This window comes from Gordonia sp. N1V, from assembly GCF_029269935.1.
GTDB classification, from domain to species: domain Bacteria; phylum Actinomycetota; class Actinomycetes; order Mycobacteriales; family Mycobacteriaceae; genus Gordonia; species Gordonia polyisoprenivorans.
Map to the genome: position 1 here is coordinate 61352 of NZ_JARJDD010000022.1, position 21218 is coordinate 82569.

Sequence of the window (21218 nt, forward strand, 5' to 3'; positions counted from 1 at the left end):
CAACCGCGTTCGCCAACTCGACCAGCGAAAATTTCGATGGAGCCTTTCGGCCGCTTGGTGCGTCCAACCATGTATGACACCACTTCCCACAGACGAGCACGGCATCGTTTATCGACACGCGTGCATCGCCGCAGGCTTCACCGACGACGAACTCCGTAAGGCTCGCCGGTCCGGGGCCATCGTGCCACTGGTGCGGGGCGCCTTTGTGACCACCGCCGATCGCTCACGCGCGGAGATGCACCGTCTGGCAGTCATCGCGACGCACCAGCTCGGGCGGTTCGGTACGGCGGTGCCCAGCCATCAGTCCGCCGCCACGCTCCATCGCCTTCCCATGCTCAAGCCCAACCTTCAGCGCTTGCACACCACCACCGGAAAAGCGGTCAACGGCTCCCGTACGTCCACCCGACACGACCACGTCGGCTCCATCCCCGACGAACAGATGACGACCGTCGACGGGATCGACGTCCCGACCATCGAACGTACGGCGGTCGACGTCGCATGTACGTCGTCGATGGGTTTCGCCGGCGCCTTCGCCATCTTCAACTCGGCACTCCGCGCCGGCGCCGACCGCTCCACCATGGTCGAGATCCTGCGCACCCAACGGCGCGGCGTCGCCGTCGCACGGCGGGCCCTGCACCATGCCACCGGGGAGGCCGAGAATCCCGGCGAGGCCTGGAGCCACGCCGTCATGATCGAGGCCGGACTACCCACACCCCGGCAGCAGCACGAGTTCTTCGACGATGACCGACGATTCGTGGCACGCACCGATTTCGACTGGGCCGGGAAGCTGGTCGGCGAGTTCGACGGCAGGATCAAGTACATGAAGTACCTTCGCCCGGGCGAACAGCCCGCCGACGCGGTGATCCGGGAGAAGAAGCGTGAGGACACTCTGCGACGCATGGGCGTCATGGTGGTCCGCTGGGTGTGGGACGATCTCGAGCAAGGTCGCGTCGCCGCGATGCTGACGGAATGGCTGGTCACGCTGGCGTTGATGGCCCCACGCCACTCGGCCTGAACCCGCCCACCGAAATGGTGAACGCGGGTGGTGCACCACCCGCGTTCACCACATCACACCGCGGCCGTCAGCTGCGCACCCCCGCGTTTTCGTCGGCTACCGCGAAATCCTCGGTCCGCTCCGGGATCTCGGTGCCGCGGATCGAGCAGCCCGCGGTCTCCTTGAGGAACACCATCGCGATCATGCCGATGGCACACGCGCCCATCATGTAGATGGCCGGGAACAGCAGCCAGCCGGTATCGCCGACGACGGCGTCGTTGACCAGCGGAGCGGTGCCACCGAAGGCTGCGGTGGCGACGTTGTAGGAGATGGCGAACCCCGCGTAGCGCACCTGGGTGGGGAACATCGCCGGGAAGGTCGCCGAGATCGTGGCGAGCTGCGGGATGTAGAGCAATCCGAGAACGACGAATCCGATTATGGCCCAGGCGAATCCCTGACCCATCAGCCAGTACAGCGGTAGCGCGAGTACGAAGAGGCCGATCAGCGAGCCCCACCACATCGGTTTTCGGCCGGTCCGATCCGACCACGCGCCGAAGAACGGGATCGCGACCATCATCGCGAGCTGACCGATGAGCACGACGGTCGAGCCCGACGACTCCGACAACCCGATCGTGCTCTTGAGGTAGGTGGGTTGGTAGGCAAGCAGGGTGTAGTTGACGACGTTCAACGCGATCACCATGCCGAACATGGTCAGGATCGGCTGCCAGTAGTTCGAGAGGAGATCCTTGAACCTGGTCCACGCCGTGCCCTTGATCTCGTTGTCCTGCTCGAGTTCCTGGAAGACCGGGGTGTCCTCCATCTGCGAGCGCAGGTACAGACCGATGAGACCCATCGGCAGCGCGATCAGGAATGGGATGCGCCAGCCCCACGTCTGCATCTGATCGTCACTGAGTAGCAGTTCGAGCAGCAGCACGATCGCGGTGCCGGCCGAGAAGCCTGCGAGGGTGCCGAATTCGAGGAACGAGCCGAATCGGCCTCGTTTGCGATCGGGGGCGTACTCGGCCATGAACGTTGCGGCACCGCCGTATTCGCCGCCGGTCGAGAACCCTTGGATCACGCGTAGCGCGATGAGCAGGATCGGCGCCCAGATCCCCGCCACCGCATGCGTGGGCAGCACACCGATCAGTGCCGTTGCCCCCGAGATGAGCAGGATAGTCATCGCCAGCACGGACTTTCGTCCGATCCGGTCGCCGATCGGTCCCCAGATCATGCCGCCGAGCGGACGCAACACGAACGAGATCGCGAAGCCGAGCATGGTGCCGATCGTGCCGAGATGACCGGGAAAGAATGCGTGGGTGAGATAGGTGGTGGTCGCGGCGTAGACGCCGTAGTCGTACCACTCGGTGGCGTTGCCGATCGCCGATGCGGCGATCGCTTTGCGCAGTAGCGCTTTTCCTTCGCGCGATTCCGGATCGGGCGCGAGATCCTCATATGTTGCCGAGGAGTTTGCCGTAGCCATCTGTGCCTTCCTGGTGGAGTCGGGGCCAGTGTCGTCGGGCTGACTCACATCGGTGGGCGATGATCTCGAGGGCGATGTCGATCGCGTTGCCCTACAACGCGATCTCCGCAGTGGACCCGGACCCCTCCTGTCCGCCCACGACGTCACCGATCAAGCGGTGCAGCCCATCCCTCATGTGTTCGATCATCAGCACGTCGGCCGCCTGCGGATCTCCTGCCGCGATGGCGTCCACCAATGCCTGGTGTTCGTCGATTCGTTCCTTTCCCGAGGCGTACGTTCCTCGCATGGCCCGCAGACACATTCGCGTCTCCACGCGGATCGTCTCGTGCAGCCGCGAAAGACGCTGACTACCTGCGGCTTCCACCAATCGCTGATGGAACCGCATATCCGCTTCGGCCATGGCTTCACCGTTCGGATCATCGACGCACTCGCGCATCATGGCCACCGCATCATTGAGGGCCGCAACCGATTCCGGGTCATCGGCGGAGATGACCTGCTCGATCGCGGCCCGTTCGACGGCGGTGCGTGCTATGTACATGTCGCGTATGTCGTCATCGTCCATCGAGACGACGAACAGACCCCGGTTGCGGTGGCTCACCAGCAGACCCTCTGCGGTGAGCCGCTGCATCGCCTCGCGCAACGGACCACGGCTGACCCCGAGGTCGGCCGCCAGACCCGATTCCGTCAACTGCGAACCAGGCGGAAAACTACCGTTGGCGATGGCCTCATGCAACTTCCGGGCGATGATCGCAGGTGTGGACTCCTGCACGATCGGCGCCAGCACGCGTTTGCGTGCCGAGGCCGATCTCCCATCACCAGTAGACCGCATATTCGCCATCTCTGTTCTTCCTTCTTACTCGCTACACGGCCCAATGTCAGCTTTCCGCTGCGCATTTCGGCCTGCTCGCGCCGCGTGCAACCCGGTGAGCTGCGACGATGCACCCGAGGTGGTGATTCGTCACGGAGACCACCTTTCGCATGCCGCAGCGTTAATTGTTAGATTGTTGACAATCTACCCCGGCGGTTGGTCCGGTGACAACAACATCGGACTCATTCCCGAACGAACCGGTAGCCCATCCCCGCCTCGGTGAGCAGATGCCTGGGGTGAGCGGGGTCCTCCTCGAGCTTGCGGCGCAGGCTCGCAAGGTAAACGCGCAGATAGTTCGACTGGCCGGTGTAGGTGGGCCCCCACACACCGGTCAGGATCTCGCGCTGGCCCACCAATTTGCCTTCGTTGCGCACCAGCATCTCCAGCACTCCCCACTCGGTGGGAGTCAGATGTACCCGTTCGCCGTTGCGCGTGACCTGTTTGGCACCGAGGTCGACCGTGAACGACCCGGCTGACACCACAGGGTTCTCGGCGGTCGGCTCCCCCGACGAACCCGCCCCGCGGCGGATCGCGGCCCGCAGGCGTGCGACGAACTCCTCCATCCCAAAGGGTTTGGTCACGTAGTCATCGGCACCGGCATCGAGGGCGGCGACCTTGTCGACGGCCTCGCCGCGGGCCGACAACACGATCACCGGCACGTTCGTCCACCCGCGCAGACCGGCGAGCACCTCGAATCCGTCGATGTCGGGGAGCCCCAGATCCAGTACCACCGCCTGCGGGTTGGTCTTGGCCGCCGCCGCCAGTGCGGCTGCGCCGGTCGCCGCGGTCGTCACGTCGAAACCACGTGCTTTCAGGTTGATCCGCAACGCCCGCAACAACTGTGGCTCATCGTCGACGACGAGCACACGTGCCCCGTCAGCCATGCGCCACCCCCTCCGCGGGCGCGGACTGCTCCGACTGCTCGATGGCGGGCAGATCCACCACCATCGTCGTACCGCCACCGGGGGTGTCGACGACGGCGAGATTGCCACCCATCGTCGAGGTGAAACCCTGGGCGACCGAAAGGCCCAGCCCCACACCGCCATCGGAGCCGTTGCGATCGAAGCCCTGGCGGAAATCGTCGAAGATCTGCTCACGCCGTTCGACCGGAATCCCGGGCCCGTGGTCGACGACCTCGATGATCGTGCGCGGCGACTGCGGGTCCGACTCGTCGAGCGAGGTCGCCACCTCGACCTGCCCGCCGCCGTGGCGCACCGCGTTGTCGATGAGATTGGCCAGCACCCGTTCCAGCAACCCGCCGTCGGTCCATGCCCAGACATGACCGAACCGGAAGGTGATGCCCGCGGCGGCCGGTCCGCTGCGGTTGGCCGCCCGGTGCACCACCTCGACGAGATAGGTGCGCGCCATGTTCGGACGGATCGCACCGGCCTCGAGCCGCGACGAGTCCAGCAGGTTGGCAACCAGAGCCGAGAGCTGATCGACGGATTCCTCGATGGTGGCCAACAATTCGGCGGTGTCCTCCGGCGAGAACGTCACCTCCTCGCTGCGCAGACTCGACACGGCCGCCTTCGCACCGGCCAGCGGGGTACGCAGATCGTGGCTCACCGCCGACAGCAATGCCCGCCGGAGTTCGTCGGTCTGCGCGAGGGCCCGCGCGGCGGCGGCCCCGGCCTCGAGATCGGCGCGTTCGAGTGCGGCGGCCGCCTGGGTGGCGACGGCCGTGAGCACCCGGCGATCCTGCGCCTTCGGCGACGCCCCGCACAGCAGCAACTCGTACTCGTCGCCCCGCGCGGGCAGAACGGTATCGGCTTCCGAATCACGTTGTGGTGGGTCCTCTCCCACCGCAGCACTGACCTCGACGCTGCCGTCGGCACGGCGGTGCACCACCGACACCGCGCGCTGATCGTAGGTCTCCCGGACGCGTTCGAGCAGACCCGCCACGTCCGCGCCACCGAGGACGGCGTCACTGAACACCGCGAGCAGTTCGGCCTCACGCGCCGCCCGTTGTGCCTGCACCCGTCGGACAGTGGCCGAATCGACCAGCGCGGCAACCGCTATCGCGATGACGAGCATCACCAGGATGGTGATCAGATTGTCCGGTTCGTTGATCGTCAGGGTGAACCGCGGTGCGGTGAAGAAGTAGTTGAGCAGCACACCGGAGACCACTGCCGACAACGCGGCCGGGGCAACACCGCCGAGCATCGAGATCGCCAGCACGGTGACGAAGAACAACGCTGTCTCACTGGCGAATCCGAGCCAGCGGTCGAGGATGGCCAGGATACCCGTCATCACCAGCGGTACCACCACTGCCAGGACCCAGCTCAGCGGCCGGTGGAACCGGGTCTCGCGGATGTCGAGGCGGTTGCGTTTCGCGGTCTCCTCGTGGGTGACCATGTGGACGTCGATCCGTCCACTGCTGGCGACGACCGTCGCGCCGACCCCCTCGTCGAAGATCCGCTTCCACCGCGGCCGCCGAGACGTGCCGAGCACCAGCTGGGTCGCGTTGACCCCGCGCGCGAATTCCAGCAGCGTGGTGGGGATGTCGTCGCCGACGATGGAGTGCACGCGGGCACCGAATCCGGCGGCCAGTTCGGTCAGTTCTGACAGTTCCACACCGGAGCGACCGGCGAGCCCGTCACCGCGGACCACGTGTACGACGATCAGCTCGGCACTCGACCGTGAGGCGATGCGGCTGGCGCGGCGGATCAGCGTCGACGATTCGGCCCCACCGGTGATCGCCACCACCACCCGTTCCCGGGCCTCCCATGTGTCGGTGATCGCATGCGCGGCACGATAATCGGCCAGATTGTCGTCGACGCGATCGGCCAGCCACAGCAACGCGAGCTCACGCAACGCGGTCAGGTTGCCCTGGCGGAAGTAGTTGGCGAGCGCGCCGTCGATCCGGCCGCTGGGATAGACCTTGCCCGCCGAGAGTCGTTGCCGCAGCGCCTGCGGGGCGATGTCGACGAGCTCGATCTGGTCGGCGGCGCGCACCACCGCGTCAGGGACGGTCTCCCGCTGGGTGACGCCGGTGATCTGGGCGACCACATCGTTGAGACTCTCGAGATGCTGGATGTTGACCGTCGTGAGCACATCGATCCCGGCATCCCGGAGAACGTCGATGTCTTGCCAGCGCTTGGCATTCGCCGATCCCGGGACATTGGAGTGGGCGAGTTCGTCGACGAGGGCCACCTGCGGGTGGCGGGCCAGCACCGCGTCGAGGTCCATCTCCTCCAGCTCGGTACCCCGATAGACGATGCGGCGTCGCGGAATCACCTCGATGCCCTCGATCAGACCGGCCGTCGCCGACCGCCCGTGGGACTCCACGACGGCGATCACCACGTCGGCGCCCTCACCGATCAGATCGTGTGCGTGCGCGAGCATCTCATAGGTCTTGCCCACGCCCGGGGCACAGCCGAGGAAAACCTCCAGGGTGCCCCGGGCGTCGGCAGTGGAAACCATGCGTCCGAGTCTATCGGCGAAGTGCCGTCACGACCGGCACACGGTGTGTCCCAGGGCGAGATTCACCTCGAGCACATCGACGGTCGGCTGACCCAGGAAGCCCCACTCCCGGCCGGAGGTGTGCGCGTCGATGATCGCCTGGACCTGTGCGGGGGTGCGGCCGCTGTTGCGGGCGATGCGGGGTACCTGCAGTGCCGCGTAGGCCGGGCTGATGTCGGGGTCCAGACCCGACCCGGAGCCGGTGACCGCATCGACCGGCACCGCCGTCGGTGCCACCCCTTCGCGCTGCGCGATGATCTTTCGGCGCGCCTCGATCTCGGTGGCCAGTGTCTGGCTGTTGGGTCCCTGGTTGCTCGCCGCCGACGACGACGGGTCACCCGGCGCCATCGGGTTGTCGGCCGATCCGAGTACGCGGGCGTGGAGGAACGAGTCGGGTTGTCCGGCAACGGGTTGTGGGTCGATGCCGATGATCGAGGAGCCGGCGGCGCAACCGCGGGCGTCGACGACCTGGGAGCCCTCGGCGGCATGGGTGTCCAATCGGGACGCCGCCCACACGACCGCCGGATAGGCGACGCCGACGACGACGGTCAGCGCGAGCAGGACACCGATCGCGGCGACGCACTGCCGCACGAAGGTGGAGATGACGGTGTTCATGACTTCCTCACCCCATTCCCGGAAGGAAACGGACCACGAGATCGATCAACCAGATCCCGACGAACGGTGACACGACGCCACCGAGGCCGTAGATCAGTAGATTTCGGCCGAGCAGGCGCGAGGCCGAGCTGGGCCGGTATTTGACGCCACGCAACGACAGCGGGATGAGCGCGACGATGATCAGGGCGTTGAACACGATCGCCGAGACGATCGCCGACTGCGCCGAATGCAGGTGCATGATGTTGAGCACATGCAGTTGCGGGTAGATGACCGCGAACATCGCCGGCAGGATCGCGAAGTACTTCGCGAGGTCGTTGGCCAGCGAGAACGTCGTCAGCGCGCCGCGGGTGATCAGCAGTTGCTTGCCGATGGCGACGACCTCGATCAGTTTGGTCGGATCGGAATCGAGGTCGACCATGTTGCCGGCTTCCTTGGCTGCCGACGTCCCGGTGTTCATCGCCAGCCCGACGTCGGCCTGCGCGAGCGCCGGGGCGTCGTTGGTGCCGTCGCCGGTCATCGCGACCAGCCGTCCGCCTGCCTGCTCGGACCGGATCAGGGCGAGTTTGTCCTCCGGGGTGGCCTCGGCGACGAAGTCGTCGACCCCGGCCTCGTCGGCAATCGCCTTGGCGGTCAACGGATTGTCACCGGTGACCATCACCGTGCGGATGCCCATCGCCCGCAGTTGCGCAAAGCGCGAGCGCATTCCGGGCTTGACCACGTCGGAGAGCTGGATGGTACCGAGGATGCGTGCGCCGTCGACGTCGTGGACGGCGACCAGCAGCGGCGTGCCACCACCCTGCGAGATCTCCGCGACGCGATCGGTGACGACCTCCGGTACCGAGCCGCCGAGCCGGCCGATCCAGCGGGTCACCGCGTCGGCGGCGCCCTTGCGGTAGGCGACGTCGGACGGGCCGTCGTGCAGATCGATTCCGCTCATGCGGGTTTCGGCGGTGAAGGCGACGACGTCGTAGTTCGGGTGAACACCACCGCGCGCCGCGTCGGCGTCATCGGCGGCCATCGGGGTCACCTGATGCTCCTGCAGACAGAGATCGACGATGCTGCGGCCCTCGGGGGTGTCGTCGGTGAGACTGCACCGATACGCGGCGGACGCGAGGTCGGCGGTGGAGGTGTCGGGGCCGGGGAAGATCTCGGTGGCCCGCCGGTTACCGAAGGTGATCGTGCCGGTCTTGTCCATCAGCAGGGTGTCGATGTCGCCGGCGGCCTCAACCGCCCGGCCAGACATCGCCAGCACATTGCGTTGCACCAACCGATCCATCCCGGCGATACCGATCGAGGACAGCAGCGCCCCGATCGTCGTCGGGATGAGGCAGACCAGCAGCGCGATCAACTTGATCGGATCGGGGCTCTGCCCGGCGTACTGCTGCATCGGACCGACCGCGACGACGGCGAGCAGGAAGATCACCGTCAGGCTCGCGAGCAGGATGTCCAGCGCGATCTCGTTGGGGGTCTTCTTGCGGGCGGCGCCCTCGACGAGCGCGATCATCCGGTCGACGAAGGTCTCTCCCGGCGCCGTGGTGATCTTGACGATGATGCGATCCGACAGCACGACGGTGCCACCGGTGACCGCGCATCGGTCCCCACCGGATTCGCGAACCACCGGCGCGGATTCGCCGGTGATCGCCGACTCGTCGACGGTCGCGATGCCCTCGATGACGTCGCCGTCACCAGCGATCACCTCACCGGCCTCGACGATGATCCGGTCGCCGACCACGAGATCGCTGCCCGATACCGAGACCGTCGAACCATCGGCGCCGATCCGTCGGGCCATGGTGTCGCGCTTGACCTTTCGCAGACTGTCCGCCTGTGCACGGCCGCGTCCCTCGGCGACCGCCTCGGCGAGGTTGGCGAAGATCACCGTGAACCACAGCCATGCGGCGATCAGCCAGGAGAACCACGACGGCCGCCAGATCGCGAGCACCGTGGTGACGATGGCGCCGAGGAACACCACGAACATCACCGGATTGCGGGCTTGGTCCTTGGGGTTCAGTTTGCGCGCCGCCTGCGGCAACGAGGTGATCAGGCTGCGGGCGTCGAATGCACCGCCCGACACCAGTTCCGGGGCATCGGCGGACTCGTCGATGGGCTTGTGCCGGCCGTCGGTCCGGTCGATCGTATCCACACTCACAGAGCTGCCTCCGCGATCGGTCCCAGCGCCATGGCCGGGAAGAAGGTGAGTCCTGCGACGAGCAGGATGGTTCCGAACAACAACGCGCCGAACAGGAGTCCGTGCGTCGGTAGGGTCGATGCGGTGTCGGTGCGGGCCTCGAGCGCGACCGCGCCACGGCTGTCGGCGTCTGCGTCCCCATCGGCCGCCCCCTGACCGCTGGTCGAGGTGCGAGGCGCCCCGGCGCTCACTGCGTCGCCACCTCTCCCCGGACCGCTGGTCGAGGTGCGAGGCGCCCCGGCGCCGAGCCTCGAGACCTCCTGCCCCGGTGCTGGTTCCAGCCCATCGGCCTTCGCACCCCGCGGCCGCTGGCGCGCCAGCAGACCGGCCAGCGCCAGCACGAACACGATCGGCAGGAACCGACCGAGGAGCATCGCGAAGCCCAACGAGCTCTGGAACCAGTCGCTGGTCACGGTCAGCCCACCGAATGCGCTGCCGTTGTTGTTGGCCGCCGACGCGAACGCGTAGAGCACCTCACTGAATCCGTGGATCGACCCCGCGGTTCCGGGCGACCCACCGTTGCCCTGCGCGTCGAGCGTCGAGGAGAGGACCACCGTGATGCCCGCACCGATCAGCACGAGTGCCGGCATCACCAGCACATAGAGGGCTGCCATGGTGATCTCGTTCTGCCCGACCTTCTTTCCGAGGAACTCCGGAGACCGTCCGACCAGCAGTCCGCCGACGAAGACGGTGACCACCGCCATCATCAGGATTCCGTAGAGTCCCGAGCCCACGCCGCCTGGCGCGACCTCGCCGAGCAGCATGTTCCACAGCAACACACCGCCACCACCGGCGGAGAAACTGTCGTGGGCGGAGTTCACCGCGCCGGTCGAGGTTCCCGTCGTCGACACCGCGAACAACACCGACGCCGGGATGCCGAATCGTTGTTCCTTGCCCTCCATCATCGCTCCCGCGACCTGCGCGGCCACACCGTTGGTGCGCGACTCGAAGTACCAGGAGACGGCCAGCATGATGCCCCACAGTGAGGCCATCACACCGAGCAGGGTGTATCCCTGACGCCGGTCACCGACCAACGTGCCGTAGGTCCGTGTGAGGCACACCGGGATGATCAGCAGCGCAATGATTTCCACGATGTTGCTCAGCGGCGTCGGGTTGGAGAAGGGGTGGGCCGAGTTGGCCGAGAGGGTTCCGCCGCCGTTGGTTCCGAGTTCCTTGATCGCCTCCTGTGAGGCGAACGGTCCGACGACGCTGTGTGCCGACGCACCGTTGAGCGTGGTGAAGTCGAAGCCGGTCTTGAACGATTGGACGGCACCCTGTGTGATCAGGATGACCGCCATGATGATGCTCAGCGGCAACAGGATTCGGATGACGCCGCGGACGAGGTCAACCCAGAAGTTGCCGAGCTGACCATCGCCGCGCCGGTTCACCAGTCCGCGGATGAGCGCGACGGCCACCGCAAGGCCCACCGCCGCCGACGCGAAGTTCTGTACCGCCAGACCGATCATCTGGGTGAGGTTGCTCATCACCTGTTCGGGTGAGTACGACTGCCAGTTGGTGTTCGAGACGAAGGAGACCGCCGTGTTGAACGCGGTCGCCGGGTTGATCCCGGGTTTGCCGTCGGCCCAGGGCAATACACCCTGAAGTCGCTGCAGCAGATAGAGGAACAGAACACTGACGACCGAGAAGGCGAGCACCGCAAGCGCATAGCCGACCCAGGTCTGTTGGCGCTTCGGATCGATCCGGGCGAGGCGATACAGCACTCGCTCGGCCCCGAGGTCGCGTTCGCTGCGATAGACCGAGGCCATGTAGTCGCCCAGCGGCACATAGGCCAGGCCCAGCACCACGAGGAGGAGCGCCACCTGCAAGGTGGCGGCCAGAGCGGGATTCATCGGGCTCAAAACCTTTCCGGGAAGATCAGCGCGACCATCAGGTAGACGGCCGTCACCACCGCGAGGGCCAGCAGGACGACGTTGATCACGCCGTCGGCGGTCATCGCCGGATCCTCACGTCGACGGCGCGCACGGCGAGCACGCACAACGCGAAGCCCACCAATGCGGCGAGAACGTACAGGAAGTCAGCCACTCTCACTCCTCACACCGCAACCGTCGAGCCAACCGACGGCCATGCCGATGCACCGGCCGGCGGCCGGTGCGCAGGACCACTCTGCGCTCCCGATGCCGATCGGACGAAGTGCCTTAACGCGATCAATACGCGCGGGCAGGCAATGTTGACGCGACCTTCTCATCAGGGGGTGCGACGGCCGGCTCGTCGATCATCGGGCCACGACGCTCGAGGGCCTCCGAACAGCTCGCGGTGCGCGTCAAGGACGCGTCAAAATCCCAGCGCACGGCGTCGAGATCGTGTGAGAACCCCTTACCGCGCGATGAGCCGCGGATTAGACCTGAGGTCATGAGCAGCACAGCACCGCGGCGCATCGTCGCCGGCGACTATCGATGGGGATAAGTGCAGATCGGTTACGCCCGCCAGTGGGTCCGTGACCGGATGGTGCTCTACCCGCCGGGGACCTCTGTCGAACAGCGCCGCTGGATGCGGGCGTGGCGCTGGCTTCCGGCGATCGTCGCAGCCATCGTCCTGGGCACGGCTTTCATCTGCGGATACGTCAATTCCGCGCTCGTCGTCGCGTTTGCGGTGGCGATCGCGGTGTCGGTGGGTTTGGTGATCGTGGTCGCCGAACGCACCCGGGACATCCGTACGGCCTCGGTGTCCGTCGAGGGCTGGACGGGTCCCGACGCCGACCTGACGTCGCTGTCGAACATCGCGCTGATCCGGCGCATCTCCGCGCGACTACGCGATGCCGACTCCGACCTGCGCGACGGGCGGATCGACGAGGTGGAGTACGAGGTCATCTGGGCGAGCTGTCACACCGACATGGCCCAGACCCTGCGGCTGACCACCCCGGACAAGCCGGTGTTCGAGCGACCACAGCTCCGTAAGACCAACACCCAGACACCGGAACGTCGCCACAGCTCGGCCCTCAGGCGGCAGGCCTGATCGCGATCCCGATGGTGCCCGCCGATCCGCGACGTAGTTTGCTGCCGGCGATCACGAGTCGGGCGAGTAGCCCGTACTTTCCGACCAATAACTTCTTGGCGCGATCGGTGCCCGCCTCGTCGAGCAGCTCGGCCCGACCCTCGACCGGCTTACCCTCCAACGTCTTTCCCATGCGGTCACACGCCTGGACGACGACCTTCTGATCACGGCGAAGACGTTTGATCTTCCACGAGTCGGCAGGTGTCCACATGAACATCTCGTTGCCCTCGGTGACGCCCCACAGCGGTGAGGACACCGGGGTGCCGTCCTTGCGGTAGGTCGTCAGGAGGACGAACTTGGCGGTGGTCGCGGCGTCGAAGGGCGCGCCGGTGTTGCCGTGCGGGTCGCTGGTCACGGGTCCATCGTAGAGCTGCGCCCGCCGCGAACTTCGCAGAAGGTGCAAGTCAAGTGGGCGCCGGCGGTGTGGGCGTACAAAGTAACGATGGACCGGGACGGCGATAGGCGAGACAGGAGCGACCCGTCACGGGAGGCGCTACGCGCCGAGCGCGCACGCACCGCAGCACTAATCGACGCTCTGTCACAACGACTCTCGGCGGTCATCGAGGCGACTGCCGACGAGGCCGCCGACGACGAGCACGACCCCGAGGGTTCGACGCTCGCGGTGGAACGCGGCCAGCTGGTGGCCCAGGTCGAGCGATCGCGGGCGCGCCTCGTCGAGATCGACGCAGCCCTCGAGCGCGTCGGCCACGGCAAGTACGGGCGGTGCGAGACCTGCGGCTCGCCGATCGGCGCAGAACGCCTGGAGGTGCTACCGGCCGCTCGGCAGTGCGTGGCCTGCGCGATGCGCAACCCGACCTCGCGGTGGTGACGTCCGCCCCTACCCGCGACAGCGCCCTCCAGCACGCCGACAGCGCCCTCCCCACCCCGCGACAGCGCCGTCGCGAGCTCGGCGTTATCAAACCGTTATCCGCGTTGCTAATGCGTCGCGTTTGGTCACGGGCCGTGGTGGCAACCCGAATCGGTACATAGCGTCGAGACGCAGAGGCCGGACACCGGTGATTCGCCACCGAATCCACATCGGATGTCTGACCACCCAGCCCCTAAGGAGTCCGATGAGCACACACGACGACGATCTCGACGTGCTCTTGACGCGTGTCGGCTCCGGCGATCAGGTGGCCTTCGGGCGGTTCTACGACCTCACCTCGGCACGCGTTTACGGCATGACCCGACGTGTGCTGCGCGACGCCGGAATGAGCGAGGAAGCCACTCAGGAGGTGTATCTCGCGGTATGGCGCTCGGCGGATGGGTTCGCCGTCGGCAACGGCTCGGCGATCAGCTGGCTGATGACCCTCGCGCATCGTCGCGCGGTGGATCGGGTGCGATCGGAGACAGCGAGCCGGCGCCGCACGATCGATTACGGCACAGCCGATCTCGGCTCGCGGGTCGAGCGCGACGTGGTCAGCGAACTCGCCGAGCGTCACGATACGAATCGCGAGATCCGATCGAGTCTGTCGGTCCTCACCCCACTGCAGCGCGAGTCGATCGAGCTCGCCTACTTCGAGGGGCTGACCTACCGGGAGGTGGCCGATCGTCTCGGCGTCGCGCTACCGACCGTCAAGTCTCGAATCCGCCAGGGACTCAAGCGACTTGCCCCGCAGATGTCGGGCGTTGCGGCGTAGCAGCCGGCTCAATCATCAGCGATCGGGGTGTTCTGACCGGCTGTCACCCACCATCGTCCGTCCCGCTCGACCAGCACGTACATCGCCATCTCGGAGAATCCACCCCCGCGTGCGTGGCGTCCGATCTGGGCAACCACCACTCCGGGCGCGATCATTGCGGCCTGCGCCACCGAGAAGTCCGACGGTGGCGCCACGGCTTGAGCGAACAGCCGCTGATGAATCCAGTTCAAGGTGGAGAAGCCTTGCAATACCGCACCTTTGGGTGATCCCCAAAGAATGTCGGCAGCGAACATCGCGTCGTAGGCATCCGCGTCCGAGCGGTCCATTCCGAGCTGTAGCGCGGCGACGAGTCGATGTGCCACGTCGAGCGCGTCCGGATGGGCGGGCGCGAGGTACGGCCTGTCACCGTGGTTCGTCATGACAACGACGGTAAGACCTCAAGCTCGATTGAAGTCAAACCGTCGTGGTACGCCGCCCTTCTGCACCTGACGCCACCAGCGCCGCGCCAGCCGTCGCACACCGCCGCCGTCACGTATCGGGATCTGCGTCACGCGGAGTGTGCCGAGTACCGGGATGCCAAGTCGCCGACGAAGGCGGAAGTCGATCATGTACGACCACAGCAAACCCAAGGCGAGTTGACGTCCGCCGACGCGGTCGAGCACGCGCATCCTTGCCAGCGCCCGGTCGAAGTTGCGTTGGTCGCGATCGGTCCAGTCCCACCCCATCAGCTCCCGGAATCGCGGCGGCAGGTTCGCGCGGGTCATGAATTGGTAGTGCTTGCCCAGCAACAGTGGGAACGGACGTCCGAGCGGCCCCCACGCCTCGAGAACGAACTCCATGTTCGACAGCGTCTCGAAGTCCCGCTTCACCTCTGCGGAGATGGACAGGTGCGATTGCATGCCTTCCCAATACTGGGTGAACTCCGCCCACGTCTGCGGCCAGGACGCCGGACGCACGTTGACGCCGGTGGCCAGCGGCTCTCCGGCACGGACGAGGACGTCGAGCTCGGCGGTGGTCAGATCGCCGTAGAGGATCGTGTACTGGTCGAGATAGAAGCGGAAAAGGCAGGCGGCGACCCACAATTGGAGGTCAGGACTGTTGCCGCTGTAGCGCACCGGACTGTCCGGGGTGGAGACGACGGGCTTGTGCATCTGCGCAACCTCCGCGCGCAGCTGGTTCTTCTCGTCCTCGGTGCCGAGCAACGCCACCGCGAGATAGGTACCGGTGGTGCGCGTGCGCTTCATCGGATACCGCCGCGGGCTACCGGACACCACGCGGCTCTCGTTGACGCCCACACCAACCGGCGGTAACGACAACTGCATGATGATGTTCGCGACGCCGCTGGTGAGACCCTCGACGGTGATCAGGTCGAGCATCGTCGTCGGATGCCGGCGGCCGACCGGCGCTGTTCGGGTCGTCGTTGCGCTCACCATGACCCAGCCCCTATCTGGATACGACTGTTACCACATGTGACGCTACTCTCACGCCCCGCCACCGGTCAACGATCGCCTCACGACGGTCGCGGGTGTGCGGAGATCGCGGCATCGACGGTCGGCCGGATCGCACAGTCGTAGGCATGGTCGTTGACGAATCCGGCGGCCTGCATCAGCGCGAACATCGTCGTCGGGCCAACGAACCGCCACCCCAGCTTCTTGAGGTCCTTCGACAGCGCCAGCGATTCGGGAGAGGTCGTCATCGACCCCGGCTCATGGTCCCGGTCTGGTGCGTACCGCCAGAAGAACGCCTCGAGCGAGCCCTCGACGTCGATGAGATCCTCGGCGTGGCGCGCATTGTTGATCGACGCCTCGATCTTGCCGCGATGCCGGATGATGCCCGCGTCACCGAGAAGCCGCGCCACGTCGGCCTCACCGAAGCGAGCAACCGTCGCAATGTCGAAGCCACGGAACGCTTTCCGAAAGTTCTCCCGTTTGGTGAGGATGGTCCGCCAGCTCAGCCCCGACTGGAATCCCTCGAGACAGACCCGCTCAAACAGGGCGGTATCCCCCGACAGCGGGAATCCCCATTCGGTGTCGTGGTAGGTGGTCTCGGGCTCCCGAGCCGCCCAGGTACAACGAGAGATCCCGTCGTCCCCGACGATCACATCCGACATTCCGCTCTCCTCGCGTTCCACCCGGCGAACGTACCTGTCGGGTCCGACAAATCGATCGTAGCCACCGAGAGGCCCGCGACTTTTCGCTATGGCACTACCACTCTCAGCTCGAACACGCCGACCAAGGATCGAGGCAGGATCGAGGCCCGCTTGACCGATGGCCGAGGTGTCCTTCTTATCGGTGGTCAACGTGTCCCACTTTCCAAAAGTCGAGGTGTCGTTCTTATCGGTGGTCGAGGTGCGAGCCGCGTGCGGCGAGCCTCGAGACCATGGTGAGATGACAAGCATCGCAACCACATCCACCACCCACTCGACGCAATGGAGCGCCCACTCGACGCGTCGGAAAAAAGTTGTCCACAGATTTCTCGAGCCGCGCGATCGCCGGACCGGTTTTGTCGGTACCCCTTCGTACACTTGTTCTCATCAAGTCCGATCGCGGGGGGGGAGGTTGTTCAGATGTCGAGTCTGCTGACGTTCACCGATCCGGATGCCGACACTGCCGCGATCACAGCCATGTCGCGCGATGAGCTCACCGAAACCGGCCCGGACCTGCTACGCGAGTCCCGCAAATACGAAGCCCGGACGGTGCTGACTGCCGCCGCGCTGGCGGAGCGGGTATTTCACGAGCATCTGGCCGATCGGCCCGAGACCGGTGTGTGGGGTTCCGTCGTCGAGCATGCCGAGAGACTCGGCCGGGCCGAGGTGTCGTTGCAGTTCAAGGTCTCCCGCAGCAAAGCCGGGAGTTGGATAGCGCTGGCGGACCTCCTGGAGAAGCTACCGCTGATCCGTGCCGCCTATCTGAACGGGGAACTCTCCACCAACCGGGCTTCGATCATGGCGCGCGCCGCCCAACGTGGCGCGGACACCGAGACCGACAGCGACACCGACAGCGAAAGCACCGACGGTGACGAGTCCGAGATGTCGTTCGAAGAGATCGTCCTGGATTACGGATCCCGCGCCACCACCGACCCAGTGCTATCGCAACAACTCGACGCCGCACTGATCTCGATGAACCCCGACAGCGTTATCGAGGACCGCGACACCATCACCGACCTGGTGGGAAACGTCACCATCACCCCCGACGTTGCCGGGCACTCCGCTCTCGACGCGGTCGTCCCCGCCCATTACGGGGTATTCCTCACCACCCAGATCGAGGCGCTGATCGATGAACGCACCTGCCGCAAGGACCCCCGCCGCGTGGGGTCGCTGCGGGTGATCGCCCTCGGGGAGATCACCGGCGTGCCCGGCGCGCACCTCGACTGCGAATGCGGACAACATGACTGCCCGAAACGAGGCGGCAGCACAGACAGCAACGGGTCGGCCGAAACACCCACTGACGCCGACGACGCGGCAGCGTGGGACGACCTGCTACCCGAACCCGCCGATGCCGACGCTCCCGAACTCGAGGACGTCGAACCTTCTAGTGCGCCGGAGCCCTGCGCTGCGCAGGAGGTGGTCGATCCGGTGGAGCCCGTCGCCGAACCCGCCGTCCCCGACCCGATGAATCCACCGACGCCGGATGAGGTGCCGGTGGCATTCGGGCGGGCTTTGGTGGTGCCCGGAGCACCCGTACTGACGGTGTTGAAGGACCCGGACGGGATTCTCGTGCCTCGGTTGCAGGGATACGGGCCGATCGACCCCGACTACGCCACCACCCTCGCCGACGTGGCGAAAACCATCCACTACCCCGAATCCGCCCGGGCCGCGGGACCACTCATCCCGCAGATCTCCGACCGGCCGCAAGCCCCGCCGGCGGATCCGACCGGACACGGTGGTCACACCGTGCCACCCCCTGGGGCATTGACGTATGCACCCAGCGCAAAGTTGCGCGCTGAGGTGTTGGCCAATGATGCGTGGTGCCGGTTCCCCTACTGCGGGATGCCGTCACACCTGTGCGACCTCGACCACTGGCGACCGTTCAACCACACCGACCCCGAAGCCGGAGGCTGGACGGTGCTCGGCGACCTGATCCCGCTGTGTCGGGCCGATCACCAACGCAAACACCTCGCCGAGTGGGTGCCGACGCTCTACACCGATCGGCGGGTGGAGTGGCGGAACCGACGGACGGGGCAGGTGATTGTCACCTACCCACGGTGACATGGTACTGCTGTGGGGTGGAACCAGCTGTGGCTCACCGGGTCTCGAGGCTCGGCGCACGCGCCTCACACCTCGACCACCAGGGAAAGGGCGCCTCGACCATCGGAGGAAGGGTTCTCGACCATCAGAAAAAGCGCACCCGAAGATGAGAGATGGGCTGCCCCACCGCAGTGGGACAGCCCATCTCTTGGGTGAAATCAGCCGAGCACCAACGACTCTCCGTCGGCGCTGACGTTGACCGGAACGATGTCACCGTCGCGGATGTCACCGGCCAGCAGGGCTCGGGCGAGCTGGTCGCCGATGGCCTGCTGCACCAGACGCCGCAGCGGCCGGGCACCGTATAGCGGGTCGAATCCGCGCTCGGCCAGCCATTCCTTGGCCTTCGGCGTGACCTGCAGTTCCAGTCGACGCTGCGCCAGCCGCTTCTGCAGTTGTCCCAGTTGGATGTCGACGATGGACACCAGTTCCTCGGGGCTCAGCGCATCGAAGATCACCACGTCATCGAGACGATTGATGAACTCCGGCTTGAATGCCGCCCGCACCGCCGCCATCACGTGATCGGCGTCGCCGCCGGACCCCAGGTTGGAGGTCAGGATCAGGATGGTGTTGCGGAAGTCGACTGTGCGGCCCTGGCCGTCGGTCAGGCGTCCTTCGTCGAGGACCTGCAGCAGGATGTCGAAGACGTCCGGGTGCGCCTTTTCGACCTCGTCGAAGAGCACCACCGTGTACGGCCGACGACGCACCGCCTCGGTCAGCTGACCTCCCTGCTCGTACCCGACGTAGCCCGGAGGGGCACCGACAAGTCGTGCCACGGCGTGCTTTTCGCCGTACTCACTCATATCGATGCGCACCATCGCGCGCTCGTCGTCGAACATGAACTCCGCCAGCGCCTTGGCCAGCTCGGTCTTGCCGACGCCGGTCGGTCCGAGGAAGAGGAACGATCCGAGCGGCCGGTTGGGGTCGGCAACCCCGGCACGTGCACGACGCACCGCATCCGAGACCGCCACCACGGCGGCCTGCTGCCCGACGACCCGGCGCCCGAGCTCTTGTTCCATGCGAAGCAGTTTGGCGGTCTCCCCCTCGAGCATCTTGCCCGCGGGGATACCCGTCCACGCCGACACGACCTGCGCGACGTCGTCGGGGCCGACCTCCTCCTGCAGCATCACGTCCTGGTCGGGATCGGTGCCGGTCTTCTCGATCGCGGCCTCGAGTTCCTTCTCCAGGCCCGGGATTCGGCCGTACCGGAGCTCGGCGGCCCGTCCCAGATCACCATCACGCTCGGCGCGGTCGGCTTCTCCACGAAGGTTTTCCAGCTGTTCCTTGACGTCGCGGACGGCGTCGATGGCGGTCTTCTCCGACTGCCAGCGCGCCGAGAGCTCGTTGAGCTTCTCGCGCTGATCGGCCAGTTCCTGACGCAACTTCTCCAGCCGGTCCTTGCTCGCCTCGTCGTGCTCCTTCTCCAGCGCTACCTCTTCGACCTCGAGGCGTCGGACGACACGCTCGACCTCGTCGATCTCGACGGGGCGCGAGTCGATCTCCATCCGCAACCGCGAGGCGGCCTCGTCGACGAGGTCGATCGCCTTGTCGGGGAGGAATCGCGAGGTGATGTAGCGGTCGGAAAGCGTTGCCGCAGCGACCAATGCGGAGTCGGTGATGCGCACGCCGTGGTGCACCTCGTAGCGCTCCTTGAGGCCGCGAAGAATTCCGATGGCGTCCTCGACGCTCGGCTCCCCGACGTAGACCTGCTGGAAGCGGCGCTCGAGCGCAGCGTCCTTCTCGATGTACTTGCGGTACTCCTCGAGCGTGGTCGCGCCGACCAGTCGCAGCTCACCACGGGCCAGCATCGGCTTGATCATGTTGCCCGCATCCATCGCGGATTCGCCGGTGGCACCGGCGCCGACAATGGTGTGCAGCTCATCGATGAAGGTGATGACCTGACCGGCCGAACCCTTGATCTCGTCGAGCACGGCCTTGAGCCGCTCCTCGAATTCGCCGCGGTACTTCGCGCCGGCGACCATCGAACCGAGGTCCAGCGAGATGACGGTCTTGTTGCGCAACGACTCCGGCACATCGCCCTCGACGATGCGCTGGGCGAGCCCCTCGACGATGGCGGTCTTGCCGACGCCGGGCTCACCGATGAGGACCGGGTTGTTCTTGGTCCGACGGGAGAGCACCTGCACGACGCGACGGATCTCGGTGTCGCGGCCGATGACCGGGTCGAGTTTGCCCTCTCGGGCGGCCTTGGTCAGGTCGGTCGAGTACTTCTCCAGCGCCTGATAGGTCGACTCCGGATCCTCGGAGGTCACGCGGGCGTTGCCGCGCACGGCGACGAAGGCCTCACGCAATGCCTGCGGTGTCGCACCGGCATTGTGCAGCAGTTTGGCGACCTCGGAGTCGCCGGTCGCGAGGCCGACGACGAGGTGTTCGGTCGAGACGTACTCGTCGTTCAATTCGGTCGCGAGCTGCTGGGCGGCACTGACCGCGGCGATCGACTCGCGCGACAGTTGCGGCTGAGCGCTGGCGCTGGCCACCGTCGGCGCGCGATCGACCATGCCCTGAGCCTGCGTACGAACAGTCGACGGATCGACCCCCACCGCCTTGAGCAGCGGCGCGGCAATGCCGTCGGACTGGTCGAGCAGAGCGACCAGGATATGGGCGGGACGCACGTCGGGGTTACCAGCAGCGGCCGCCGCCTGCACCGCAGCACTCAACGCCTGCTGTGTCTTGGTGGTCGGGGTGAAGCTGTCCACTTCGG

Annotated in this window: 19 protein-coding genes; 5 read left to right on the forward strand and 14 right to left on the reverse strand. The window is 66.3% G+C overall.

Annotated elements, in window-relative coordinates; all coding sequences use genetic code 11:
• Positions 1-73 precede the first annotated feature (73 nt).
• Complete coding sequence (locus tag P3L18_RS22755; RefSeq protein WP_276115307.1) at positions 74-1015, forward strand: hypothetical protein; 942 nt, start codon at positions 74-76, stop codon at positions 1013-1015.
• Between the two features lie 67 nt (positions 1016-1082).
• Here P3L18_RS22755 and P3L18_RS22760 read toward each other — a convergent pair whose 3' ends face one another.
• The 9 genes from P3L18_RS22760 to P3L18_RS22800 all read right to left on the reverse strand — a co-directional run bounded on the left by P3L18_RS22760 (position 1083) and on the right by P3L18_RS22800 (position 11976).
• Complete coding sequence (locus P3L18_RS22760; protein WP_006371847.1) at positions 1083-2474, reverse strand: MFS transporter; 1392 nt, start codon at positions 2472-2474, stop codon at positions 1083-1085.
• A 91-nt stretch (positions 2475-2565) separates the two neighbouring features.
• Entirely contained in the window at positions 2566-3312 is a 747-nt protein-coding gene (locus P3L18_RS22765; protein ID WP_205741432.1) for a GntR family transcriptional regulator, read from the reverse strand.
• Between the two features lie 212 nt (positions 3313-3524).
• A complete protein-coding gene (locus P3L18_RS22770) occupies positions 3525-4226 on the reverse strand; it encodes a response regulator (protein ID WP_006371845.1) in 702 nt (233 codons plus the stop codon).
• Entirely contained in the window at positions 4219-6765 is a 2547-nt protein-coding gene (locus P3L18_RS22775; RefSeq protein ID WP_276115308.1) for a sensor histidine kinase KdpD, read from the reverse strand. Before P3L18_RS22775 ends, P3L18_RS22770 begins: the two co-directional genes overlap by 8 nt.
• Before the next feature lie 27 nt (positions 6766-6792).
• Complete coding sequence (locus tag P3L18_RS22780; RefSeq protein ID WP_276115309.1) at positions 6793-7419, reverse strand: potassium-transporting ATPase subunit C; 627 nt, start codon at positions 7417-7419, stop codon at positions 6793-6795.
• Between the two features lie 7 nt (positions 7420-7426).
• Entirely contained in the window at positions 7427-9565 is a 2139-nt protein-coding gene (kdpB, locus tag P3L18_RS22785) for a potassium-transporting ATPase subunit KdpB (protein WP_276115310.1), read from the reverse strand.
• Positions 9562-11454: a potassium-transporting ATPase subunit KdpA gene (gene kdpA, locus P3L18_RS22790; protein WP_276115311.1), complete on the reverse strand. Its 1893-nt coding sequence runs from the start codon at positions 11452-11454 to the stop codon at positions 9562-9564. Before kdpA ends, kdpB begins: the two co-directional genes overlap by 4 nt.
• Before the next feature lie 5 nt (positions 11455-11459).
• Positions 11460-11558, reverse strand: coding sequence for a potassium-transporting ATPase subunit F (locus P3L18_RS22795; RefSeq protein ID WP_020169933.1), 99 nt, complete (start codon positions 11556-11558; stop codon positions 11460-11462).
• A 211-nt stretch (positions 11559-11769) separates the two neighbouring features.
• Positions 11770-11976, reverse strand: coding sequence for a hypothetical protein (locus P3L18_RS22800; RefSeq protein ID WP_276115312.1), 207 nt, complete (start codon positions 11974-11976; stop codon positions 11770-11772).
• Between the two features lie 52 nt (positions 11977-12028).
• Between P3L18_RS22800 and P3L18_RS22805 the strand changes: the two genes are divergently transcribed.
• Positions 12029-12577 (forward strand): DUF6611 family protein, encoded by a 549-nt coding sequence (locus P3L18_RS22805; protein ID WP_276115313.1) that lies wholly within the window; start codon positions 12029-12031, stop codon positions 12575-12577.
• On the opposite strand, the gene P3L18_RS22810 is transcribed toward P3L18_RS22805, so the two are convergent.
• Entirely contained in the window at positions 12561-12971 is a 411-nt protein-coding gene (locus P3L18_RS22810; protein ID WP_079930956.1) for a PPOX class F420-dependent oxidoreductase, read from the reverse strand. The two genes, P3L18_RS22805 and P3L18_RS22810, sit on opposite strands and share 17 nt — an antisense overlap.
• Before the next feature lie 87 nt (positions 12972-13058).
• Between P3L18_RS22810 and P3L18_RS22815 the strand changes: the two genes are divergently transcribed.
• Both P3L18_RS22815 and sigK read left to right on the forward strand, forming a co-directional pair.
• Positions 13059-13445, forward strand: a complete 387-nt coding sequence (locus P3L18_RS22815; RefSeq protein ID WP_094601141.1) for a TraR/DksA C4-type zinc finger protein — start codon at positions 13059-13061, stop codon at positions 13443-13445.
• Between the two features lie 244 nt (positions 13446-13689).
• Positions 13690-14256, forward strand: a complete 567-nt coding sequence (sigK, locus tag P3L18_RS22820; RefSeq protein WP_006371835.1) for an ECF RNA polymerase sigma factor SigK — start codon at positions 13690-13692, stop codon at positions 14254-14256.
• A gap of 8 nt (positions 14257-14264) precedes the next feature.
• On the opposite strand, the gene P3L18_RS22825 is transcribed toward sigK, so the two are convergent.
• The 3 genes from P3L18_RS22825 to P3L18_RS22835 form a co-directional block, all read right to left on the reverse strand.
• Positions 14265-14675 (reverse strand): nuclear transport factor 2 family protein, encoded by a 411-nt coding sequence (locus P3L18_RS22825; RefSeq protein ID WP_006371834.1) that lies wholly within the window; start codon positions 14673-14675, stop codon positions 14265-14267.
• A gap of 18 nt (positions 14676-14693) precedes the next feature.
• The gene (locus tag P3L18_RS22830; RefSeq protein ID WP_276115314.1) at positions 14694-15689 is read right to left on the reverse strand and encodes an oxygenase MpaB family protein; all 996 of its coding nucleotides are present in this window, start codon (positions 15687-15689) and stop codon (positions 14694-14696) included.
• Positions 15690-15766: 77 nt separating this feature from the next.
• Positions 15767-16366 carry a DNA-3-methyladenine glycosylase I gene (locus tag P3L18_RS22835; RefSeq protein ID WP_276115315.1) on the reverse strand — a complete coding sequence of 200 codons (600 nt, stop codon included), beginning with the start codon at positions 16364-16366 and terminating at the stop codon, positions 15767-15769.
• A gap of 456 nt (positions 16367-16822) precedes the next feature.
• On the opposite strand from P3L18_RS22835, the gene P3L18_RS22840 reads away from it, so the two are divergent.
• Positions 16823-18463, forward strand: a complete 1641-nt coding sequence (locus tag P3L18_RS22840; RefSeq protein ID WP_276115316.1) for an HNH endonuclease — start codon at positions 16823-16825, stop codon at positions 18461-18463.
• Between the two features lie 197 nt (positions 18464-18660).
• On the opposite strand, the gene clpB is transcribed toward P3L18_RS22840, so the two are convergent.
• Positions 18661-21213: an ATP-dependent chaperone ClpB gene (gene clpB, locus P3L18_RS22845; protein ID WP_276115317.1), complete on the reverse strand. Its 2553-nt coding sequence runs from the start codon at positions 21211-21213 to the stop codon at positions 18661-18663.
• Positions 21214-21218 lie beyond the last annotated feature (5 nt).

What these genes read in the sequence shown, in the direction of transcription:
- P3L18_RS22840 (WP_276115316.1), top strand. Translation starts at nt 16,823, where the DNA reads ATGTCGAGTCTGCTGACGTTCACCGATCCGGATGCCGACACTGCCGCG.
- P3L18_RS22795 (WP_020169933.1), bottom strand. Translation starts at nt 11,558, where the DNA reads ATGACCGCCGACGGCGTGATCAACGTCGTCCTGCTGGCCCTCGCGGTG.
- P3L18_RS22770 (WP_006371845.1), bottom strand. Translation starts at nt 4,226, where the DNA reads ATGGCTGACGGGGCACGTGTGCTCGTCGTCGACGATGAGCCACAGTTG.
- P3L18_RS22825 (WP_006371834.1), bottom strand. Translation starts at nt 14,675, where the DNA reads ATGACGAACCACGGTGACAGGCCGTACCTCGCGCCCGCCCATCCGGAC.
- P3L18_RS22755 (WP_276115307.1), top strand. Translation starts at nt 74, where the DNA reads ATGACACCACTTCCCACAGACGAGCACGGCATCGTTTATCGACACGCG.
- P3L18_RS22830 (WP_276115314.1), bottom strand. Translation starts at nt 15,689, where the DNA reads ATGGTGAGCGCAACGACGACCCGAACAGCGCCGGTCGGCCGCCGGCAT.
- P3L18_RS22800 (WP_276115312.1), bottom strand. Translation starts at nt 11,976, where the DNA reads ATGACCTCAGGTCTAATCCGCGGCTCATCGCGCGGTAAGGGGTTCTCA.
- P3L18_RS22815 (WP_094601141.1), top strand. Translation starts at nt 13,059, where the DNA reads ATGGACCGGGACGGCGATAGGCGAGACAGGAGCGACCCGTCACGGGAG.
- P3L18_RS22760 (WP_006371847.1), bottom strand. Translation starts at nt 2,474, where the DNA reads ATGGCTACGGCAAACTCCTCGGCAACATATGAGGATCTCGCGCCCGAT.
- sigK (WP_006371835.1), top strand. Translation starts at nt 13,690, where the DNA reads ATGAGCACACACGACGACGATCTCGACGTGCTCTTGACGCGTGTCGGC.
- kdpA (WP_276115311.1), bottom strand. Translation starts at nt 11,454, where the DNA reads ATGAATCCCGCTCTGGCCGCCACCTTGCAGGTGGCGCTCCTCCTCGTG.
- P3L18_RS22775 (WP_276115308.1), bottom strand. Translation starts at nt 6,765, where the DNA reads ATGGTTTCCACTGCCGACGCCCGGGGCACCCTGGAGGTTTTCCTCGGC.
- P3L18_RS22765 (WP_205741432.1), bottom strand. Translation starts at nt 3,312, where the DNA reads ATGGCGAATATGCGGTCTACTGGTGATGGGAGATCGGCCTCGGCACGC.
- P3L18_RS22835 (WP_276115315.1), bottom strand. Translation starts at nt 16,366, where the DNA reads ATGTCGGATGTGATCGTCGGGGACGACGGGATCTCTCGTTGTACCTGG.
- P3L18_RS22780 (WP_276115309.1), bottom strand. Translation starts at nt 7,419, where the DNA reads ATGAACACCGTCATCTCCACCTTCGTGCGGCAGTGCGTCGCCGCGATC.